This window comes from Novosphingobium silvae (assembly GCF_009856825.1).
In the GTDB taxonomy this organism is placed as follows: Bacteria; Pseudomonadota; Alphaproteobacteria; order Sphingomonadales; family Sphingomonadaceae; genus Novosphingobium; species Novosphingobium silvae.
In genome coordinates this window covers 1-19,934 of sequence record NZ_WVTD01000018.1, presented here as the reverse complement: position 1 = coordinate 19,934, position 19,934 = coordinate 1, and the positions used below count along the sequence as shown (strand labels likewise).

Here is a 19,934-nt window from a genome sequence, read left to right as displayed (position 1 = left end):
CTCCTCAGGAGCTGTCCTTGCTCAACCGTCCAAGGACAGCTCCCAGCGGGCCGCGCAGATACGTGACCGCCTGATAGGCCCTTAGCGCAAGGCCGGCCCACACCGTATACAGGCGGTGCCAACCCGTGCTGCGAGCAGCGGCGAAGATGTGGTGGCTGCCGGAACCGATCCATCGCCTCCCCCGGTAGACCAGCTTGCGCCGCCAGGGCAGGTCGTGCCCACCCGGCGAAACGCGCTTGCGCAGAGGAAGGCGCGGAGGCGCGATCCGCAACCGGTATGCAAGTCCCTCCCGGCGATGCCGCAAGCCTGCCGCCTGGGTGCCGGCGATGAAGTCGGCATCGACGGTGTCCAGCGCCAGGCGCCCTTCTTCCCGCGCCGACTGGATCATCGCATGCAGGGCCGGATGCCTCACGATCACCACGTTCGTCCCGCGTCCGTCCGACGAGTATGGCTCGACCCAGGCATCGCCGAATGCGACGTCAGCCGTCTCCGCGACGACATCGTCGCAGTAGTCGCAGGCCGAGTTGCGGAAGAACCCGGCGCCCCAGTCGCCGTCGGCAAGGTGCCACCAGTCCTGCCATCGCATGGACCCATCGGCGAGTGTGAGCTGCGCGGTATACCAGTTCGCCGGGCGGGAGGGATCCTTGCGGCGATACTCCACCGCGCGGACCTCGGGCATCGGAGCGTCCAGCTGCCAGGCAAAGCTTTCGACGAGCCGCGCGCTCTTCATGTGCCCGCAGAACAGGCCGAGCGTGAAGGCGATGCGCTCGGCAAGGATCGGCTCCTGCGCGCGCAAAAGATGGATCGCCTTGATGAAACAGGGCACACCCACCACCGCGTACCGTCCCGGCGTGGTGCGGATCGCATCGAGCACCGACGAGATCTCGACCGGGTAGTAGCGGGAATGCGCACCTTCCCGCAGTTCCGGGACGCTGCGCGACAGGCGGTAGCGGAAGAAGCGCCCTTCCTGCGCCGGGTCGACCGGTATGACATGGGCGACGCCATCGACGAGGCCGCTCTCCAGCAGCGACGCCGCTACCCAGTTCGCCATCCCGCCCGAACTTCCTTCCGACCGGTATGCGCCTTCCGAGACATGGCCGACGTAGGCCTCTTCGTAACGCCCGATCCGCTCGTCGCGTACCGCCGCCGAGGGAAACCGCGCGGCGGCGATTTCGTCTTCGTTCCGGGCGCCCGGCGAGAACGGACACATCGCGGTGAAGGCAGGCGTGGGCTTTGCCGTGAAATCGCCACTGGGCTTGAGCTGCCCGTGTTTGTCCCACTTCATCGCCGCGCGCGGTGCGCAGCCGCCACAGCCGATGCAAAGCCCGGCCTCGACCACGTCTGCGGGTGCGAGAGTGGCCTCAGCCAAGCGCCGTTTCCAGATAGCGCGAGGATTGCGCACGCAGGGCGGCGATACGGAACTCCACACCCTGGTCGAGCGGAAGGCCGAGCAGCGCCTCGTAGCTTTGCGCCGGGGTCGCCTCATCGACCATATGGGCTGAGGCGCCGACGCTCTGCACGAGATCGCGGACCTTGTTGAAGCGATAGGCCGACGGGGTGCAGGCGAAGGGCTTGCGATGATGCAGCGCAAATACGCAGCCGTGGAAGAAGTTCGTCGCCACCGCATCGGCTCCTGCGATGAGGGACGAGAACTCATCGGGGCCGGCCTCGATGCGCTGCTCATCGGCCCAATCGTTGCGGTAGCCGATGCTCAGCAGCCGCCGCCCCGTGGCGCGGGCCCACGCCTTCACGTGGCGGACGAACCATTCGGGAAAGCCATGTCCGTAGACCGCAAGGTAAGGCGCCTCTTCCTCCGCCGGGGCGGTCGCTGCGGGGGGGAACTGCAGGCAAGGGTCGAGCACGAGCGCGGGGTCCCGGCCCAGCGCGCGCCGCACGATCTCGCGGCTGTTTTCGTCCCGCACAGAAATGAAGGCGAAGCGCTCCAGCTTGCGCGCCCAATCCGCATCGAGGCCCGATGACGCATCGTGGTTTCCAAAGCTCGCCGCATAGGACACGAGCCGACCGGTGCGCAGCCGCTCCCCGAAAAAGATCGGCTTGAAGCCGTACCATGGGTGACGGAAGTTCCAGACCTCGTCGCTGCCGACGACGACAGCGTCGTACTCGGCCGTTTCTTCGGGACGGTCGAGGGGGAACCTGCGCGACTGCTCGAGCCTGTCAAAGGCGGACAGGAACTTGCGCGCCTTGATCCCGTACCGGCGGATGTCCGCCCGTTCGGTCCGCTCGGGCAGGCGCGGGCTGAAGGCGCAGCGCCATTCTGCACTGCGCACTTCGGGCGCATCATGATCGAGCAGTTCGGCATCGTGCCCCATCGCCCGCAGACCCTCCACCAGGCAGCGCGCCTGCCAATAGGACGCGTAGTTGATGCAGCGGTGAAAGGTGAGGACGCCGACCTTCATATCGCATCACCGCCCGTAGATGCGGTCCAGCACCTCGGCGCTGCGGACGTAGTTCTGGGCGGCGGCATCGAAGCGAAGCGAGGCCGCGCACTGCTCCGCCCAGGCTGCGGCCGAACGCGCACCCCATTCGTCGGGCGGCTCGGCAAGGGAAGTCGTGGCGGTGCCCTGAAAGCGCTCCGCGGTGAAGTCGTAGAAGGAGCCGCCCACGTTGCGCAGGGCAGCGCCGCCGCGCGTGCCATAGAACGCCGCTTCGATCACCGCGTCGCGCCCCGCATTCAGCCGCCACGAACAGGCGAGCCGAACCTCGGCGTCGCCCGCGCGGAACTGGGCCGTGGCGTAATCCTCGACCTGCCCGGCGTTTAGCGGACGACCCTCACAGGTAAGCCGCGCATCGACGGCCCCGGTCTGCGGAAAATCCAGCACCCAAAGCGCAAGATCGACCAGATGCACGCCAAGATCCACGACGCAGCCGCCACCGGACTGGTCCGGGTCGTAGAACCACGGCTTGTCGGGCCCGTATGCATTGTGGAACGTCAGGTCGATCGCGAAGACGTCGCCCAGTTCGCCCGAACGGACGAGGTCGGCGATCTGGCGCATGGCCTGCGTGTGGCGATAGGAAAGGTCCACGCCCAGCAGCCTGTCGGCGTCCCTTGCCGCATCGATCACCGCCTGCGCTTCCACGGCGCTGCGACCCAGCGGCTTCTGGCAAAACACCGCCTTCCCGGCCTTGAGCGCGGCGATCGCCTGCTCGGCGTGGAGAGCGCTTGGCGTTGCGATCACGACGCCGTCCACGTCCTGCTCCAGCATCTGCTCGAGCGTGTCCACGCGCACCGCGCCGGGCGCAAGGGCTGCCGCCTCATCCGCGCAGGCGGGCTCGGGATCGCAGATCGCACCCGCTTCCACCGCGCCGGTCGCCAGCATCGCTTCCATCCGGTGGCGGCCGATCCAGCCGGTTCCAAGAAATCCGAGGCGAGGCTTCATGAGAACGTCACCAGCGCCTTGACGAAAGCTCCCGGCTTGTCGCGCGTGTCGTCCAGCGCCTTGCCAAGGTCATCGAGCGTGTAGCGATGCGTATAGAGGGGGGCGGGGTCCAGCCGCCCACCGGCGACGGCCTCGACCGCTTCGCGCAGGCCCTGCATCTGCACCGCCGGATCGCGTTCATGCGCGTTGATCACGTCGATGCCTTTCCAGTTCCACATCTGCATGGAAACCTGGCGGGGACCGTCCTGATGGTACCCGGCAACCACCAGCCGCCCCCCGAAGCCGACGAGTTCGCCCGCGAGATCCAACGGCCACTGCTTGCCCACGCATTCGATGACGCGTTCGCAGAAGTTGTCGCCGGTAAGCGACTTCACCTTCTCGATGATCTCCCAGTGGTCGTGCATCGCGATGGTCTCGGCCGCGCCGTAGCGCCGAGCAAGTTCCAGCGATTCCTGCCGCCGTGAAATGGCGATGACTCGCGCCCCTGCCGCGGTGGCGAGCCGGGTCAGTACCGCGCCGAGAAAGCCGATGCCGACGATCGCCACCGTCTGCCCCGCGCGAATGTCGCTGCGGCGGAAGATGTTGAAGGCGCAGCCGAGCGGCTCGCCGGGGAACGGCTGCCCTGCCAGTTCCTCGGGCAGGCGGATGGTCATGTCGGCGGCGGCGATATCGTACTGCGCGAAGGCCCGGTACGAGAGGGCGGCCACGCGCTCGCCCACGGCGAAGTTCGTCACACCCTCACCCAGTGCATCCACGAAGCCCCATGCCTCGTGGCCAAGCCCGCCGGGTTCGCCGGGATAGGTCATCCATTCCTGGCCTGCCCACGGCTCCAGATTGGAAGCGCAGACCCCGCAGCCCTCGACGCGGATGCGGATCTCGCCCGGCCCGGGTTCCGGCCGAGCCGTCGCCGCGATCCGGATCGCACCCGGACCTTCGAGCACGGCCGCGCGCATCATCTGTTCGTCCTGCGAAACCATTGAACCCTCAAACGTTGAAAATGTTGATGATCACCCGGTGACCAGCGCAGTGCGTCTCGCGCCGCAGCGGCATGACCAGCCGGGAGAGCAGGATCGGAGCGGCCGGGCACCCGGCTTCTCCCGTACGCGAGTGGCGATCACGCTCACCGGCCGAGCCGCATCGCTGCGCATTCGTCAGCATGCGGGAGGAGAGCGGTCACGCTGGCGACTGGATGGCCCGCCGCAGCGGCGATCACGCCTGCTCCTCGATGAAGGCGTCGAACTCGGCGCAGGCCTGGTCGTCCGGCACCTGAACCGGAGGATGCTTGCAGAACCATGTCGAGGCCGGATGAATGGGACCGGCAAGCCCGCGCATCCGCGCCAGCTTGGCGCAGCGGATCATGTCGATGGCAACGCCGGCGCTGTTGGGGCTGTCCTCCACCGAAAGCCGCAGTTCCAGGTTCATCGGCACGCCGCCGAAGAGTTGCCCCTCCATGCGCAGGAAGCAGACCTTGTTGTCGTTCTGCCATGCGACGTAGTCGCTGGGGCCGACATGGATGTTCTCGTCCTCCAGCCGCGCCTGCGCGACGGACTGCACTGCCTCGGTCTTCGATTCCTTCTTGGACGCGAGCCGGGTGCGGTTCAGCATGTTGAGGAAGTCGGTGTTGCCCCCGGTGTTCAGCTGGTACGTGCGCTCCAGCTTAACGCCACGCTTGCGGAACAGGTCGGTCAACACGCGGTGAACGATGGTGGCGCCGAGCTGGGCCTTGATGTCGTCGCCGATGATCGGGACGCCTGCGGCGGCGAACCGCGCTGCCCATTCGGGATTGCTGGCGATGAAGACGGGGATGGCGTTGACGAAGGCGACGCCTGCCTCCAGCGCGCACTTGGCGTAGAACTCGGTAGCCTGCTGCGAGCCCACCGGCAGGTAGTTCACCAGCACATCGGCCTGCGTTTCGCGCAGCACGGCCACGACATCGGCCTGGCTGGGCTCGGCTGCCGCCGCCTTCCGGAACGTGCGCTCGTCCGGATAGTCCATCATGTGATCGGCCACGCCATCGAGCACGCGGCCCATGCGAACCATCGCGCCGGTCGGCTCGATCGTTTCACAGAATACCGTCGTGCAGTTGGGCTTGGCAAAGACCGCGCTCGACAGGTCGTGCCCGACCTTGCGCTCGTCGATATCCCAGGCCGCCACGAACCGGATGTCGCTCGGCCCATAGCCGCCGATTTCCGCGTGCGAGAGGCCGACCATCTCGTTCGAGCCTGCGCGGTAATGTTCCACGCCCTGCACCAGCGAACTCGCGCAATTGCCGACGCCTACCAGAGCGACGTTGATACAGTGGCGGTCGGGGGAAAGCATCAGACCATGCTCCGTTCAGTGCCGAGCCGCTCGTCGCGGTCGAAATTCAATGCGGAAAGCTCGGGCGCGCGCAGGTCGAGGCCGGCAGGCGCCTGGGGCGGAGCGATCCCCTGGCCACCGGTGGCGGCAGGCGCATAGCGGTCGATCATCCAGGCGCAGAAGTCCGCGAATGCCTGAGGGTCACGCGCCGGGCTCGTGTGGTGCGGCTCGATGCCGAGATGCTGCGGGGTGAAGCAGAACGTGACGGTGACGTCGAAATCGGCCAGCGCCTCCATCTGGCGATCGAACCAGTCGACCGCGTTGGGACGGAAGCTGTCCGCCCAGGAAAGCCCGGTGCGAATGCGGCGGGTGCCCAGCCGCTTCATCCAGGCCACCGCTTCGCCAAGGCGCGGATCCTCGAAGTGGAACCACTGCATGAGGCCGATGTCCTGCGCATGCTTGGCATAGACATCGAGCGCGGGCTTGGGGGTACCGTCCTCGCGGATGAGGCCAAGGTAGAAATGCCGGTAGTACGACGAGCCCTCCGCCTCGCGGTGACGCGTTTCAGCGCCCCAGCTCGTCGGCAGATCGAACAGCGAATACCAGAAGACGCGCGGCGCGATGGGCTTCAGAAGCTCGACCGTGCGCTGGAGCCCGAAGACCTGCACTTCCTCGGCCCCGAAGGAACTGACGCCCACTTCGGTAACCCAGACCGGCTTGTCCGTCACGGAACGGATCTCCGCGATCTTGTCCGGCCAGGCGGAAAGCGGCCACAGGTTCCAGTCCAGCGGAAAACCGTGCACGGCCACCACGTCGACCGCATCGAGCGCCCCGTGTGCCTCCATCCGGCGAAGCCAGTGCGGATCGATCGGCGACATCCCGCCGAGCACGCGCGTCATCTGCGGGTTGACTTCGTGGATCGCCTGCCCGGCACGGATTACGTGATCCGCGAACATCGACCACTCGGGATCGATGGCGGGGTCCCAGTGCGATTTGTTGTTCGGCTCGTTCCAGAGCATCGCCGCTTCGATCATCGCACTTCCCCCCCTCTTGCCGGATAGACAGCCGCCGGACCGTACCCAGAATAGGGAACGGGGGCCGTGCGGCACAGATAGACGTCGGCCTGCGGATGCGCTTCGATGGTGAAGCCTGCCGCACGTAGCATGGCCTGGCTGCAAGCGGCGTTAGGAGCCCACCAGTTGGTCCAGTCGTTCGCGAACTCGCGCTCGATGAAATGCATCTTGGGATAGCCCGGATCATCGAAATAGGCGGGCGGCGTGGTCGTCCCCGGCATGAAGAAGGGGTGGTTCTCCGGAACGGCAAGCACGTCGTTCGATCCCTGCTGCAGGGTCTGGAACAGCATCATGTCACCGGCCACGTGTTCGCGGATCAGATCGAGCGCGAGCAGCGGGTGGCGCAGGTGATACAGCACGCCCATGAACACCACGAAGTCGAACTTCTCGCCCAGCGCGGCCACGTCGTAGACCGACATGTTGCGGAATTCGATGCCTTCGAACCCCAGTTCGGCACAGGCGAAACGTGCCTGCGCGAGATAGCGCTCATCGCTATCGATACCGACGACCCGCTCCGCACCGCGTCGCTTCATCTCGACGGAGTAGAACCCGGCGTTGCAGCCGATGTCCAGCACCGACTTGCCCGACAAGTCCGCGGGCAGGACATGCTCGAAGGTCGCGAACTTGAACCGGGGGTAATCGCCTAGGAAATGGTCCGGCGCCGTGGTGATGCCGTCATGCAGGTCGATGTTGTGGAACCAGGGGCCCAGTTCCTCGATGCCCTTGCGCAGTGCGGCACTGCGGTCCTGGTCTCGGGGTACATCGGCATGAACGGAAGCGGATACGCGGCGCAACGAAATCCTCCAAGGGGCCGTGCCCGACGCCTGCAAGCAGGGAAATGTCACGCACAGGAAAGATGCTGGTTACGATCGGGCCAACGAGGGATCTCCAGCCTTGTTCCCCAGCATCTACAAAGATTGCTCCATTCTAATTCAGGTTAAGCTATTTCCTGAACCCAGGTTTGGATTGTAGCTGCCAAGCCATTCCCCGGGATACCTCTGCCCACGCGGCGCATTGTATCCCCCATGACTGACACGTCGCAGCTGTGGATACAAGCCATGCGAGCGGGTCGCTACGAGGAGGCCTGGCGCCTGTCGGACGCCACGCTGCGCTCCCGCGATCCTGCAACCAGGGACGATCCTTCCCGTCCATACCACGAGCGCTGGGTGTGGGACGGGCGCAGCTTCGATGGGCGGCATGTCCTTGTGCGCTGCTACCATGGCCTTGGCGACACCATCCAGTTCGTGCGCTTCCTGCCGCAACTTGCGACTAGAGCCGCGACGGTGACGCTCGAGGTGCAGCCCTCGCTCATCCCGCTGATGGATAAGCTGGAAGGCCTCACATGCGTTATGCCCTTCGATCCTGCGGCGCCGCTTCCACCTGCGGAATGCGACCTGGAGATCACCGAGCTGCCGCTCGCGCTGCGGATGGCCCCGTCAGCGGCGCCCGCTCCTTACCTGTCGACCAGCAAGGCCATCCTGCCTGAAGGAACTATTGCCCTGTGCCATGCGGGGGGTGACTGGGACCGGGAGCGCTCGCTGCCGCCCCGCCTTCTTGAGCCCCTATGCTCGCTGGCGCCCTGCGTCACGCTGGTGCCCGGTCCCACGGATCTGCCGGTGCTGAACCCCGGCGGCTGCCCCATGGACATGGAGGCCACGGCCGCAATCATCGCGGGCGCATCGCTGGTGATCACCGTGGATACGATGGCTGCTCATCTCGCCGGAGCACTGGGCGTCCCCACGTTCCTGATGCTCAAGGCCGAGCCAGACTGGCGCTGGTCACCGGGCCAGACGACCAGCCCCTGGTATTCGTCGATGAGGCTCTATGCACAGCCCACGCCGGGAGACTGGCCTGCCGTCGTCGGCAGCATTCTCGCCGATCTCGAAACACGCACTCTCATGAAGAAAGGATGACGCCATGCCTTCCGTTCCTTCCGTCCCGGTTTCCTGGGGAGAACTGCTCGACAAGGTTTCCATCCTCGAGATCAAGCGCGAACGCCTTCCCGCCGGGCCCGGTCTCCTGAACGTGGAGCGCGAGCACGCCCTGCTGGGCGCCACTGCCCGCGAGGTATTGCCGCGCGAGGGCATAGCCCCGCTGTTCGAGCAGCTGCGGCGGATCAACCGGACCTTGTGGGACGTCGAGGATGCCCTGCGCCAGCGCGAGGATCAGGCGCGCTTCGGACCCGGGTTCGTGGCGCTGGCTCGATCGGTCTACCAGACGAACGACAGCCGCGCGGCCATCAAGCGGCAGATCAACCTGCTGCTTGAATCGGAACTGGTCGAGGAAAAGAGCTACGCCGCCACTTCCCCGGCGCCGCGTCCGCAGACTATCATCTCCGAGCGCATCGGTTGAGCGTCACCAGGCGCACATCGCCATGGTCGATCGCCAGCGTGGTCACCGAGGCCGGGTCGCAACCGAGCATGAACATGCGGTCCATCGGCATGGCGAGCATGTGAGCGACCAGTCCGCGAATGATGTCGCAATGCGTGACACAAAGGACGGGCGCGTCCGCCTGGGCAAGACCGAAGATGAAGTCTGCGGCGCGGGCGATAGCCTCCTCCATGGTCTCCCCGCCCGGACAGCGCGCGGTCGCCCGCTCCCGGTTCCAGGCCTGCCAGTCGCGATCGTCTTCCAGCGCGGCGAAGCTGCGCCCGGTGAATGTGCCGAAGTCGATCTCGTCCAGCGCGGGAGCGACGAGTGGATCGATGCCGCGCATCGTGCCGACCGCACCTGCGGTCTGCGTCGCCCGGCGCCGGGGACTGGTATAGATCCTGTCCAAGGGCACGGCGCTCATCTCGGCAGCCAGCGCCAGCGCCTCGGCCTCCCCTTTCGGGTTGAGGGCAATGTCGGAGCGGCCGCTCAGAATATGGCCGACTTCGTCGTGGGTCGCGTGGCGGGCAAGATGGATGAAAGTCATGCGCGATCAGGTACCTGCGCCTTCTTCAAAACACAAACAGTCTAGCCGGATGAAGCGGCGCGAACTTCGCCGCGAAACGTAGATGATTAAACTGGATTAGTTTTAGCTGGAACAAGGAACCTGTTGAAGAAGATGATGTTGATGCTTCCGGTGATCCCAGCCCGAAGTTCACGGCTTCGGTGGCCCGGGTCATCGTCGGACACACCTACGCGGGGGGACTTCTCATGGCGGAAACCGTACTCATCACCGGCGGCGCCGGCTTCATCGGCCGACAGGTCACGGCGGAACTCCTGCGGCGCGGGAACAAGGTGCGGGTGCTCGACTGCCTGCTGGAACAGGTCCACGGCGGCGGCACACGGCCTGAAAGCCTCGATGCGGAAGCAGAGCTGATCGTTGCCGACGTGCGCGACGGCGATGCGGTATCGCGCGCGCTCGACGGCGTGGACAGCGTCGTCCATCTCGCCGCGGAAGTGGGCGTTGGCCAGTCCATGTACGAGGTCGAGCGCTACACCTCGACCAACGACGTCGGCACTGCGGTCCTGTTCGAGCGCCTGATCGACAAGCCGGTGCGCCGGGTCGTCACGGCATCCTCGATGAGCATCTACGGCGAAGGCCTCTACCGCAACGAAGACGGCGAGTTCGTCGAGAATGCGGAGCGCGGAACCGTTCGCGACGGCCAGAAGATCTGGGACCCGCTCGACGAGCAGGGCCGCCCTCTGTCGCCGGTTGCGACGCCCGAGTGGAAGCGTCCCAGCCTCGCCTCCATCTATGCCCTCAACAAGTACGTGCAGGAGCGCACGACGCACATCATGGGTGCGCCTTACGGCATTGAAAGCGTGTGCCTGCGCCTGTTCAACGTCTATGGCCCGGGGCAGGCCCTGTCCAACCCCTACACCGGCGTCCTGGCGATCTTCGCCTCGCGCCTGCTGAACGGTCAGCAGCCGATGATCTTCGAAGACGGCGAACAGCGCCGCGACTTCGTGCACGTCAGCGACGTGGCCCGCGCTTTTGCCGACGCTCTGGTGCTGCCTGCGGCTTCCGGCAAGACCTTCAACATCGGTTCGGGCGAAGACCGTTCGGTGACCGAGGTCGCGCAGGCGCTGGCACGCGCGATGGGACGCAACGCCGTAGAGCCCGAGATCGTCGGCAAGGCGCGCATCGGTGATATCCGCCATTGCTTCTGCGACACCACGCTTGCGGCTGAACAGCTCGGCTTCCGCGCCACGCAGGACTTCGAGCAGGGCTTGGCCGAACTGGCCGACTGGGTGCAGCTCCAGACCGCGGAGGACCGCGTGAGCCAGGCGCGGGCCGAGCTCGAAGCCCGGGGGCTTGTGGCATGAGCGGCGGGCGCAGCGATCGCCCGATCCTCGTCACTGGCGGCGCAGGCTTCATCGGGTCCAACCTTGCCGACCGGCTGGCCGGCGCGGGTCACGATGTAATCGTGCTCGACGCGCTTTCGCGGCCGGGCGTCGAACGCAATCTCGCGTGGCTTCGCGAACGGCATGGCGAGCGCATCCAGCCCCTGATCGGCGATGTGCGGGACGGCGCGCTCGTGGCCGATGCCGTAGCGAAGTCGCAGGTCGTCTTCCACCTGGCAGCGCAAGTCGCCGTGACCACCAGCCTCACGAACCCGCGCGAAGACTTCGACATCAACCTGGGCGGCACTTTCAACATACTCGAAGCCGCCCGGGGTGACCGCATCCCGGTGATCTTCGCATCGACCAACAAGGTCTATGGCGATCTGGCCGACATCTCCCTTGGAAAGATCGATGGCGGCTACATGCCAACCGATCCCGGGGTGCGCGGCAACGGGATCGGTGAGGACCGCCCGCTGGATTTCCACACGCCCTATGGTTGCTCCAAAGGCGCGGCGGACCAGTACGTGCTCGATTACGCCCGCAGCTACGGAATCCCTTCCGCGGTCCTGCGGATGAGCTGCATCTACGGCGAGCGGCAGATGGGCACCGAGGACCAGGGATGGGTCGCGCACTTCCTCATCCGCGCGCTCGAGGGTGAACCGATCGTCCTTTACGGCGACGGCCACCAGGTGCGCGACATCCTGGAAGTGGGCGACGCGGTCGATGCCTACCTCGCCGCGTGGAAGCGCATCTCCGAGGTTTCCGGGCGTGCCTTCAACCTTGGCGGCGGTCCTGCCAATGCGGTGAGCCTGCGCATCCTGCTCGACTATGTGGGCACACTCGTGGGCAGGGGCCTCGATGTGCGGCACGACGACTGGCGTGCGGGCGACCAGCGCTACTTCGTGGCCGACACGCGCGCGGCAACCGAGGCCCTGGGCCTTTCTGCCGCCCTCCCCTGGCGTGAGGGCGTTCAGCGCCTTGCCCGCTGGCTTGCAGCCGAGCGCGGGCTCGACACGCAAGTAACGCAAGCGCCTGCCATCGCCGTGACGGAAGGAGTGGCCGCCCTGTGAAGGCAGGGAGGCTCCGCGTCCTGATCACGCTCGATGCAGTGGGCGGCGTGTGGCAGTATGGTCTCGATCTCGCCCGCGGGCTCGTAGCTCGCGGGGCAGAGCCCGTACTGGTAGTACTGGGCCCTGCTCCCGATCCGGTGCAGGCGCAGGAAGCGCGCCGCATTCCCCGCACCACGGTGATCGATTCCGGCCTTCCGCTCGACTGGCTATGCGCTGGCCCGGATCCCGTCCTCGATGCCGGACGGCGGATCGCCGACCTCGCCGCCGAGGTGGAGGCCGATATCATCCACCTCAACACCCCCGCGCTGGCCGCCGACTGGGCCGGCTCCACGCCCGTGATCGCGGTGACCCACGGCTGCGTTTCGACCTGGTGGGAACGGGCGAAGAAAGACGAACCCCTTGCGCCCGACTTCCACTGGCACCGCGAAGTCATGGGGCGTGGCCTTCGCAGCGCCGACCGCGTGGTCGCGCCGAGCGCGTCCTACGCGCGGCACGTCGCGGAGCACTATGGCCTCGTGCAAGAGCCCCGGGTCGTCCACAACGGCCGCCATCCGATTTCCGAGGCCGCCGGCGGAGAACCCACGGCTCGGGCGCTGACGGTCGGACGTCTGTGGGATGCAGTGAAGCGGATGGACCTGCTGGACAGGGTCGCGGCGCGGCTGGCCGCTCCATTCGATGCTGCAGGCGCTGCGGTGGGTCCGCATGGGGAGACCATTCAGGTCGGTCACCTCAATCTGCTTGGACAGCTTGACGCAGCAGCGCTCGGCGCTCGATTGCAGGAACGGCCGGTGTTCGTATCCGCCGCCTCGTTCGAACCGTTCGGCCTGGCAGTGCTGGAAGCCGCGCAGGCCGGCTGCGCGCTTGTCCTATCGGACATCGATACGTTCCGCGAGCTTTGGGACGGCGCCGCGCTCTTCGTTCCGGAAGGTGACGACGACGCCTGCCTTGAGGCGATCTCGGGCCTTCTTGCGCAGCCGCAGTCCCGCATCGCTCTGGGCGAAGCGGCGCGCACGCGCGCGGCTCGCTACCGTCCTCAGGCCATGGCCGACGCGATGCTCCACATCTATGACGAGGCGCTGTCACAAGCGCCTTCCCGCGGAAGGGTTGCCGCATGAAGATCGTCTATTTCACCCATTCGCTCGCTTCCTGCTGGAACCACGGCAATGCGCATTTCCTGCGCGGAGTGCTGAGCGAACTGATCGCGCGCGGGCACGATGTGTCCGTTCGCGAGCCGGCCAACGCCTGGAGCCTCGGCAACCTGCTGGCCGATCACGGCGATGCAGGGCTCGACGCCTATCGCAAGGCTTATCCTGAGCTTTCTTCGATTGCCTATGGCCCCGACGCAAGCGTCGAGGACATGCTGGAGGGGGCGGAGCTGGTCATCGTCCACGAGTGGAACGAGCCGGAACTCGTCGCGCAGGTCGGCCGCATCCGCGCGCACGGCGCCCCGTTCACCCTGCTGTTCCACGATACCCACCACCGCGCGGTGAGCGCCCCTCATGAAATGCGCGCATACGACCTGTCCGGGTACGACGGCGTGCTGGCCTTCGGCGAGGCGCTGAGCGAAGTCTACCGGGGCTGGGGCTGGACCGACCGCGTGTGGACCTGGCACGAAGCGGCCGACGTGCGCCGGTTCCATCCCCCGCGCGAGGAAGATGTCCGCGAAGGGCTGGTCTGGATCGGCAACTGGGGCGACGGCGAGCGGACCGGCGAGCTTGAGGAATTCCTCTTCCGCCCTGCTCGCGAGGCTGCCCTTGCGCTCGACGTCTACGGCGTGCGCTATCCGGACGAGGCGCGCGCGATGCTGGAACGCTACGGGGTGCGCTATCACGGGTGGGCCCCCAATGCGGGCGCTCCCGGGATCTTCGCCCGCCACCTTGCGACCGTGCACGTCCCGCGCCGCTACTATGCGACGATCCTGCCCGGCATTCCCACCATCCGAGTGTTCGAGGCGCTGGCCTGCGGCATTCCCCTCGTCTCCGCGCCCTGGGACGATGCGGAACGGCTCTTCCGTCCGGGCGAAGACTATCTCGTCGCGCGCAGCGGCGAGGAGATGACCCGCCATCTCACCGCCCTGCGCGACGATCCTGACCTGCGAGCCGATCTTGTCGCAAGCGGGCTGGAGACCATCCTCTCGCGCCATACCTGCGCGCACCGCGTCGACGAACTGCTCGCCATCGCCGCCGCGCTCACGACCACCCCCGCCAAGGATGCCGCATGAAAATCGCCTTCTACGGATCGAGCCTGCTGTCGTCCTACTGGAACGGCGCCGCCACCTATTACCGGGGCATCCTCAAGGCGCTGGCGGCGCACGGCTACGACATCACCTTCTACGAGCCCGACGCTTTCGACCGCCAGCAGCACCGCGACATCGAGCCGCCGGAATGGGCACGCTCGGTCGTCTATCCCGCCACTGAAGAAGGCCTGCGGGGCGTCCTCGCCCGGGCGGGCGACGCCGACGTGGTCGTGAAGGCCAACGGCGTGGGCGTGTTCGATCGCGAACTGCTCGAAGGCATCGTCGAGCAGAGCCGGCCCGGTGCCATGCGGATCTTCTGGGACGTGGATGCCGCCGCCACTCTCGACGAGATGCGTGGGGATGCCTCGCACCCGGTGCTGAAGGCCCTGCCGCAGCTCGACATGGTTCTGACCTATGGCGGCGGCCCGCCGGTGGTTGACGCGTATGTCGATTTCGGCGCGGCGCGCTGCGAGCCGATCTACAATGCGCTCGACCCCGAAACGCATCACCCAGCTCCTCGCGATTCCCGCTTTTCCGCCGACCTGGGGCTGCTTGCGAACCGCCTGCCTGACCGTGAAAGCCGTATTGAGGAGTTCTTCCTGCGGCCTGCCGCCGCTCTCCCGCAGCACCGCTTTCTGTTGGGGGGCAACGGCTGGGACGACAAGGGAATGAGCGAGAACGTGCGCGCGATCGGGCACGTCGGCACCGGCGATCACAACGCCTTCAACGCCACCCCCCGCGCCGTGCTGAACGTGGCCCGCGATTCGATGGCGCAGGTCGGCTTCTCGCCCGCCACCCGCGTGTTCGAGGCGGCCGGCGCCGCCGCCTGCCTTATCACCGACGCCTGGGAAGGCATCGAGCAGTTCCTCACGCCTGACAAGGAAGTCCTCGTTGCGCGGGACGGGCAGGACGTGGCCGATATCCTGTCGGGCCTTTCCGAGGAACGGGCGGAAGAGATCGGCGCCGCAGCCCTGAAGAGGGTGCTGGCCGAGCACACTTATGCGCTGCGCGCCGAACAGGTGCACCGCATCTTCCAGCAACACCGCGCAAGGGAAACCGCATGAAGCTCGTCGTTCTCGGCCTTAGCCTCGGTTCCTCGTGGGGCAACGGCCATGCCACCACTTACCGCGCTCTCCTCGCCGCTTTCGCCGCGCGTGGACACGATGTGCTGTTTCTGGAGCGCGAAGTCCCGTGGTATGGGGGAGACCATCGCGATCTCGTGAACCCGCAGTTCTGCCGCCTCGAATACTACCGCGACCTCGACCAGCTTTCCCGCCACCGCGAGGCGATCGCGCAGGCCGATGCGGTCATCGTGGGCTCGTACGTCCCCGAGGGCGTGGAAGTCGCGCGGTTCGTGCAGGAACATGCATCCGGTGCGACTGCCTTCTACGATATCGATACGCCCGTTACGCTGGCCCGGCTGGCGCGAGGCGATTACGAATATCTCTCTCCCGAGGTCATCCCCGGTTTTGACACCTATCTCTCGTTCACGGGCGGGCCCACGCTGCGGCGCATCGAGGCGGACTATGGCTCTCCGGCAGCCCGCGCGCTCTACTGTTCCGTCGATCCCGAGGCCTACCGTCCGCTTGACGAGCCTGTGCGTTGGGACCTGACCTACCTTGGCACCTACAGCCCCGATCGCCAGCCTACGTTGGAGCGGCTTCTGCTTGAGCCTGCGCGCCGCCGCCCCGACCTGCGTTTCGCGGTGGCGGGGCCGCAGTACCCCGCCGACATCGACTGGCCTGCCAACGTCGAGCGGATCGAGCACTTGCCCCCCGCCGAGCACGCGGCGTTCTACAACGCCTCGCGCATGACCCTGAACGTCACCCGGGACGACATGATCGCGGCAGGTTGGTCGCCCTCGGTCCGCCTGTTCGAAGCCGCGGCATGCGGCACTCCGATCCTGTCCGACCGCTGGGAGGGTATCGACAGCCTGTTCGTGCCCGGACGCGAGATCGTGCTTGCCGATACGCCGGAGCAGGTCCTCGACGTTCTGGCGAGCTCCACCCGCGAGGTCGGCGATGCGGCACGCCAGCGGGTCCTTGCCGCCCACACCGCCGCACACCGCGCTGCAGAGCTGGAAGCTCACCTGGTCGAGGCCATGCCGCGCCGCGCCAACAAGAACATGGAGAAGAGGACGATGAAGCTTGCTCAAGACCAATCGCTCACCCTAGTAGCCGGCGGGGCGGGCTTCATCGGTTCGCACCTGTGCGCGGAACTTCTTGCCCGCGGCAAGCGCGTGGTCTGCTTGGACAATCTTCAGACCGCACGGCCCACGAACCTGCGCCTGCTCGAGGACCACCCCAACTTCGAGTTCGTGGAAGGCGACATCGTCAATGCGCTGCCGGTGGACATCACGTCTCGCGCCGGGCAGTTCGAGCGGATCTACAATCTCGCCTGCGCCGCATCGCCGCCGCAGTACCAAGCGGATCCAGAGCACACGATGCTGACCTGCGTGGTGGGGACCGACCACCTGCTGCGGCTCGCCGAGACGTCGGGCGCGCGCTTCCTGCTCACCTCCACCAGCGAGGTCTACGGCGATCCCGAAGTGCACCCGCAGCCTGAAAACTATCGCGGATGGGTCAACTGCACCGGCCCGCGGGCCTGCTACGACGAGGGCAAGCGCGCAGCCGAGGCGATGGCCTTCGACTTCGCGCGCATGGGCCGCGCCGATGTCCGCGTCGCCCGCATCTTCAACACCTATGGCCCTCACATGCACCCGGACGACGGACGGGTGGTATCGAACCTCGTATGCCAGGCGCTCTCGGGCCGTGACATCACGATCTATGGCGACGGCAGCCAGACCCGCAGCTTCTGCTACGTCTCCGACATGGTCGAAGGCCTGATTGCCCTGATGGAGGGAGACCTCGACGGGTCGGAGCCGGTCAATCTCGGAAATCCCGAGGAACTGACCGTGACGGAACTGCTCGAAGCGATTCTCCAGATCGTCGACCGCCCGGTGACGGTGACGCACCTGCCCTTGCCCACCGACGATCCCCGTCGCCGCCGGCCCGACATCTCGCGCGCCGAAGCGCAGCTCGGCTGGCGGCCACGTACGCCGCTCTCCGTGGGCCTGGCGCGGACATGCGCCTGGTTCGCCGAGGAGATCGCCGGCGGCGACGTTCAGGATCCGGTGACTGTGCCGGTAGCGGCGGAGTAACATCGCCAGTTGCAGGAGAAGATCATGAGTTCAGCCAACAAGACCACCGATCACGACGAAATCCGCAAGTGGATCGAGGAGCGCGGTGGGCGCCCGACGATCGTCGCCTCGACCGACGATGGAAAAGGCGGCCTGCTGCGCGTGGACTTCGCCGAGCCTGACGACGAACTCGAGGAAGTGGACTGGGAGCGGTTCTTCGAAATCTTCGACGAGAACGACCTCGCGTTCCTTCATCAGGACGAGACCGCCGAGAGCAAGCAGAGCCGCTTCAACAAGTTCGTCTCCAAGGACGGCTGATCGCAAAACTTCCGCAAAGCCTCCCCTCGGGTCTCCCGGGCGGGAGGCTCGCCCCGTCCGGATATCGGTAATCGAACGGCTGAACGATGTCCGACGACGGTGAGATCTCCCGCCTGACCGCACGGCTGACGCTGGCAGAGGCCGATCTGGGCGACGCGAGGGCCCGCCTTGCGGCTGCCGAGCGGTCGGAGGCGCGTTATCGCGCCCTGTTCGATGCCATCGACGATGCGCTGTGCATAATCGAGATTATAGAGGACGGCGCGGGCGCCCCCCTCGATTACCGCTTCCTTCAGGCCAATGCGGCCTTCGAACGACAGACCGGCATTTCCCAGCCCGTGGGCCGGACGGCTCGTGAACTCGTGCCCGATCACGAACAGCATTGGTTCGACACTTTCGGCCGCATCCTTCGCACCGGGACGGCGGAGCGCTTCGAAGATCGGGCCGATGCTCTCGGGCGGTGGTATGAAGTGTTCGCAACGCCTTTTGGCGACCCAGGCGACCGTCAACTCGCGGTGCTTTTTCGCGATGTGCTCGAGCGGAAGCAGACCCAGACACAACTTGCGCAGAAAGCGCAGCAGCTGGCCGCCATCTTCGAAACCGCGCCTGTCGGCATAGCCCTTTCGGACGCGGCAGGCACGCTGATCCTTGCGAACGCCGAGGCCCAGCGGCTCTTCGTCTCGGGGCGCCTGCCCTCCGTTGATCCGGTCGGAAATCCCGGGTGGAAAGCCGTCGATCAGGACGGCTCACCCGTTGCAACCGCGGACTACCCGGGGATCAGGGCGCTGCAGGGCTTCAGCACTCTGCCGGGAATGGAGTTCATCCATACCGACGCGCAAGGCGGCGAGCGGTGGACCACGGTCGCATGCGTTCCCCTCCGCGATGGGGAAGGTTCCGTCACCGGAGCCGTGACCGTCGTCAACGACATCGACGAGCTTAAGCGATCCCAGCAGGCCCTTCGTGCCAGCGAGCGGCGCCTTCAAAGGCTCCTGATCGAGCTGCAGTATCGCGCCCGCAACATCCTCGCTGTCACTCGCGCAGTCTTCTCCCGCACCGTGGAGGCCGGCGGCGACATGGACAGCATCGCGGAACACTTTCGCGGCCGACTGGACCATCTTGCCCGCACCCAGATTTCCGCCGCCCTAAGCCCGGACGGGCTGGCCGATCTGGAAGACCTCGTTCGCGAGGAACTCCTGAGCGTCGGCGTGGCCGATTGTGAAAACGTGTCTATCGCCGGCCCCGCCGTCGGATTGAGCGAACGGCTCGCCGAGGCCATAGGTCTTGCCATTCACGAGCTCACAACCAACGCCCTGAAGTTCGGTGCCCTGCGCTTCCCTGGCGCACGACTGCAGATCGAGTGGAGCATCAATCCGGCCGATTGCGGGGGTTTCTCGCTCGATCTTGCATGGTCGGAGCAGGGCGTTCCCGCCATCGACTGCACGCCGGCGCGAAGAGGCTTTGGCAGCGGCTTGATAGAGGACGCTCTTCCTTACCGGTTGGGAATGAAAACCAGTCTCCAGTTCCGTGCGGGGGGCGTATACTGCCTCCTGTCCGTCCCCGCAGTGGCTTCCGCCGGAACAGCGACGTGGAAGGAAATGTAATAAGCATTGGTTTGGTGGTCGGAGGAAAGCCTTGCTGGTGGCCGGCTCATCCGCTGGCTGACGCTCTCGGAGCGTCCCTTGTGCGGCTGTTGACCCTCTGACGTGTCTAAGACGCTACGATGGCGCGCAGAAGGGTCGGACGTCAGCGGCCGTCTCGCTCATTATAGTGAGCGCTAGTCGATGGCTTTGTCTCCGATATGTTCGGCGCGTCGCACGTTTAGGATTGTGCGATCCTAAGGATTTGAGAGGGGCTGCAGGGTGGCTGATTTTTGCGTGTAAGCTGCGAAAGGTATTCACAGAGGAGCCGCCCTGAGCGTTGCTCGGCCTGCGTATTGTTTTGGTGTTGGTTGCGGGGGCAGGATTTGAACCTGCGACCTTCAGGTTATGAGCCTGACGAGCTACCGGGCTGCTCCACCCCGCGTCACCGTTTTGGGCTGAGTGTGTCAGCCTGCAAAGCGTTGGCCTTGGCGTTGCAAGGCATGCAAAAAGGGGGCTTTGGCCCCCCTGATGCGTTTGTCATTGTGATGGG

At 66.2% G+C, this 19,934-nt stretch carries 18 protein-coding genes and 1 tRNA gene; 10 read left to right on the top strand and 9 right to left on the bottom strand.

Going from position 1 to position 19,934, the window contains the following annotated elements; all coding sequences use genetic code 11:
- Positions 1 to 4 precede the first annotated feature (4 nt).
- From GR702_RS17915 to GR702_RS17885, 7 genes are all read right to left on the bottom strand, one after another.
- Positions 5 to 1,369 carry a Coenzyme F420 hydrogenase/dehydrogenase, beta subunit C-terminal domain gene (locus tag GR702_RS17915; RefSeq protein WP_160987087.1) on the bottom strand — a complete coding sequence of 455 codons (1,365 nt, stop codon included), beginning with the start codon at positions 1,367 to 1,369 and terminating at the stop codon, positions 5 to 7.
- The gene (locus GR702_RS17910; protein ID WP_160987086.1) at positions 1,362 to 2,417 is read right to left on the bottom strand and encodes a polysaccharide pyruvyl transferase family protein; all 1,056 of its coding nucleotides are present in this window, start codon (positions 2,415 to 2,417) and stop codon (positions 1,362 to 1,364) included. The genes GR702_RS17915 and GR702_RS17910 overlap by 8 nt, the downstream gene beginning before the upstream one ends.
- 6 nt (positions 2,418 to 2,423) lie before the next feature.
- Entirely contained in the window at positions 2,424 to 3,398 is a 975-nt protein-coding gene (locus tag GR702_RS17905) for a Gfo/Idh/MocA family protein (protein ID WP_160987085.1), read from the bottom strand.
- Positions 3,395 to 4,354 carry an MDR/zinc-dependent alcohol dehydrogenase-like family protein gene (locus tag GR702_RS17900; RefSeq protein WP_202408357.1) on the bottom strand — a complete coding sequence of 320 codons (960 nt, stop codon included), beginning with the start codon at positions 4,352 to 4,354 and terminating at the stop codon, positions 3,395 to 3,397. Before GR702_RS17900 ends, GR702_RS17905 begins: the two co-directional genes overlap by 4 nt.
- Positions 4,355 to 4,607: 253 nt before the next feature.
- Entirely contained in the window at positions 4,608 to 5,717 is a 1,110-nt protein-coding gene (locus GR702_RS17895; protein ID WP_160987084.1) for an inositol-3-phosphate synthase, read from the bottom strand.
- Complete coding sequence (locus GR702_RS17890; protein ID WP_160987083.1) at positions 5,717 to 6,730, bottom strand: glycosyl hydrolase; 1,014 nt, start codon at positions 6,728 to 6,730, stop codon at positions 5,717 to 5,719. Before GR702_RS17890 ends, GR702_RS17895 begins: the two co-directional genes overlap by 1 nt.
- Positions 6,727 to 7,563, bottom strand: a complete 837-nt coding sequence (locus GR702_RS17885; protein ID WP_160987082.1) for a TIGR04290 family methyltransferase — start codon at positions 7,561 to 7,563, stop codon at positions 6,727 to 6,729. The genes GR702_RS17890 and GR702_RS17885 overlap by 4 nt, the downstream gene beginning before the upstream one ends.
- 231 nt (positions 7,564 to 7,794) lie before the next feature.
- On the opposite strand from GR702_RS17885, the gene GR702_RS17880 reads away from it, so the two are divergent.
- Together GR702_RS17880 and GR702_RS17875 are read left to right on the top strand one after the other, a co-directional pair.
- A complete protein-coding gene (locus GR702_RS17880) occupies positions 7,795 to 8,682 on the top strand; it encodes a glycosyltransferase family 9 protein (RefSeq protein WP_237449790.1) in 888 nt (295 codons plus the stop codon).
- A 4-nt stretch (positions 8,683 to 8,686) separates the two neighbouring features.
- Positions 8,687 to 9,121 carry a DUF6165 family protein gene (locus GR702_RS17875; protein ID WP_160987081.1) on the top strand — a complete coding sequence of 145 codons (435 nt, stop codon included), beginning with the start codon at positions 8,687 to 8,689 and terminating at the stop codon, positions 9,119 to 9,121.
- Here GR702_RS17875 and GR702_RS17870 read toward each other — a convergent pair.
- The gene (locus GR702_RS17870; RefSeq protein WP_160987080.1) at positions 9,099 to 9,686 is read right to left on the bottom strand and encodes a histidine phosphatase family protein; all 588 of its coding nucleotides are present in this window, start codon (positions 9,684 to 9,686) and stop codon (positions 9,099 to 9,101) included. The two genes, GR702_RS17875 and GR702_RS17870, sit on opposite strands and share 23 nt — an antisense overlap.
- A gap of 224 nt (positions 9,687 to 9,910) precedes the next feature.
- On the opposite strand from GR702_RS17870, the gene GR702_RS17865 reads away from it, so the two are divergent.
- From GR702_RS17865 to GR702_RS17825, 8 genes are all read left to right on the top strand, one after another.
- Positions 9,911 to 11,026, top strand: a complete 1,116-nt coding sequence (locus GR702_RS17865; protein WP_160987079.1) for an NAD-dependent epimerase/dehydratase family protein — start codon at positions 9,911 to 9,913, stop codon at positions 11,024 to 11,026.
- Entirely contained in the window at positions 11,023 to 12,114 is a 1,092-nt protein-coding gene (locus GR702_RS17860) for an NAD-dependent epimerase/dehydratase family protein (RefSeq protein WP_160987078.1), read from the top strand. The genes GR702_RS17865 and GR702_RS17860 overlap by 4 nt, the downstream gene beginning before the upstream one ends.
- Positions 12,111 to 13,229 carry a glycosyltransferase gene (locus GR702_RS17855; protein WP_160987077.1) on the top strand — a complete coding sequence of 373 codons (1,119 nt, stop codon included), beginning with the start codon at positions 12,111 to 12,113 and terminating at the stop codon, positions 13,227 to 13,229. Before GR702_RS17860 ends, GR702_RS17855 begins: the two co-directional genes overlap by 4 nt.
- Entirely contained in the window at positions 13,226 to 14,335 is a 1,110-nt protein-coding gene (locus GR702_RS17850) for a CgeB family protein (RefSeq protein ID WP_160987076.1), read from the top strand. The genes GR702_RS17855 and GR702_RS17850 overlap by 4 nt, the downstream gene beginning before the upstream one ends.
- Positions 14,332 to 15,414: a CgeB family protein gene (locus GR702_RS17845; protein ID WP_160987075.1), complete on the top strand. Its 1,083-nt coding sequence runs from the start codon at positions 14,332 to 14,334 to the stop codon at positions 15,412 to 15,414. The genes GR702_RS17850 and GR702_RS17845 overlap by 4 nt, the downstream gene beginning before the upstream one ends.
- On the top strand, positions 15,411 to 17,510 hold the full coding sequence (locus GR702_RS22715; protein ID WP_337192641.1) for a bifunctional glycosyltransferase/UDP-glucuronate decarboxylase: 2,100 nt from the start codon (positions 15,411 to 15,413) through the stop codon (positions 17,508 to 17,510). The genes GR702_RS17845 and GR702_RS22715 overlap by 4 nt, the downstream gene beginning before the upstream one ends.
- Positions 17,511 to 17,534: 24 nt before the next feature.
- Complete coding sequence (locus GR702_RS17830; RefSeq protein ID WP_160987074.1) at positions 17,535 to 17,807, top strand: hypothetical protein; 273 nt, start codon at positions 17,535 to 17,537, stop codon at positions 17,805 to 17,807.
- 86 nt (positions 17,808 to 17,893) lie between these two features.
- The gene (locus GR702_RS17825) at positions 17,894 to 19,405 is read left to right on the top strand and encodes a PAS domain S-box protein (protein WP_160987073.1); all 1,512 of its coding nucleotides are present in this window, start codon (positions 17,894 to 17,896) and stop codon (positions 19,403 to 19,405) included.
- 344 nt (positions 19,406 to 19,749) lie between these two features.
- Here the strand turns inward: GR702_RS17825 and GR702_RS17820 are convergent.
- Positions 19,750 to 19,826, bottom strand: a tRNA-Met gene (locus GR702_RS17820).
- Between the last annotated feature and the right edge of the window lie 108 nt (positions 19,827 to 19,934).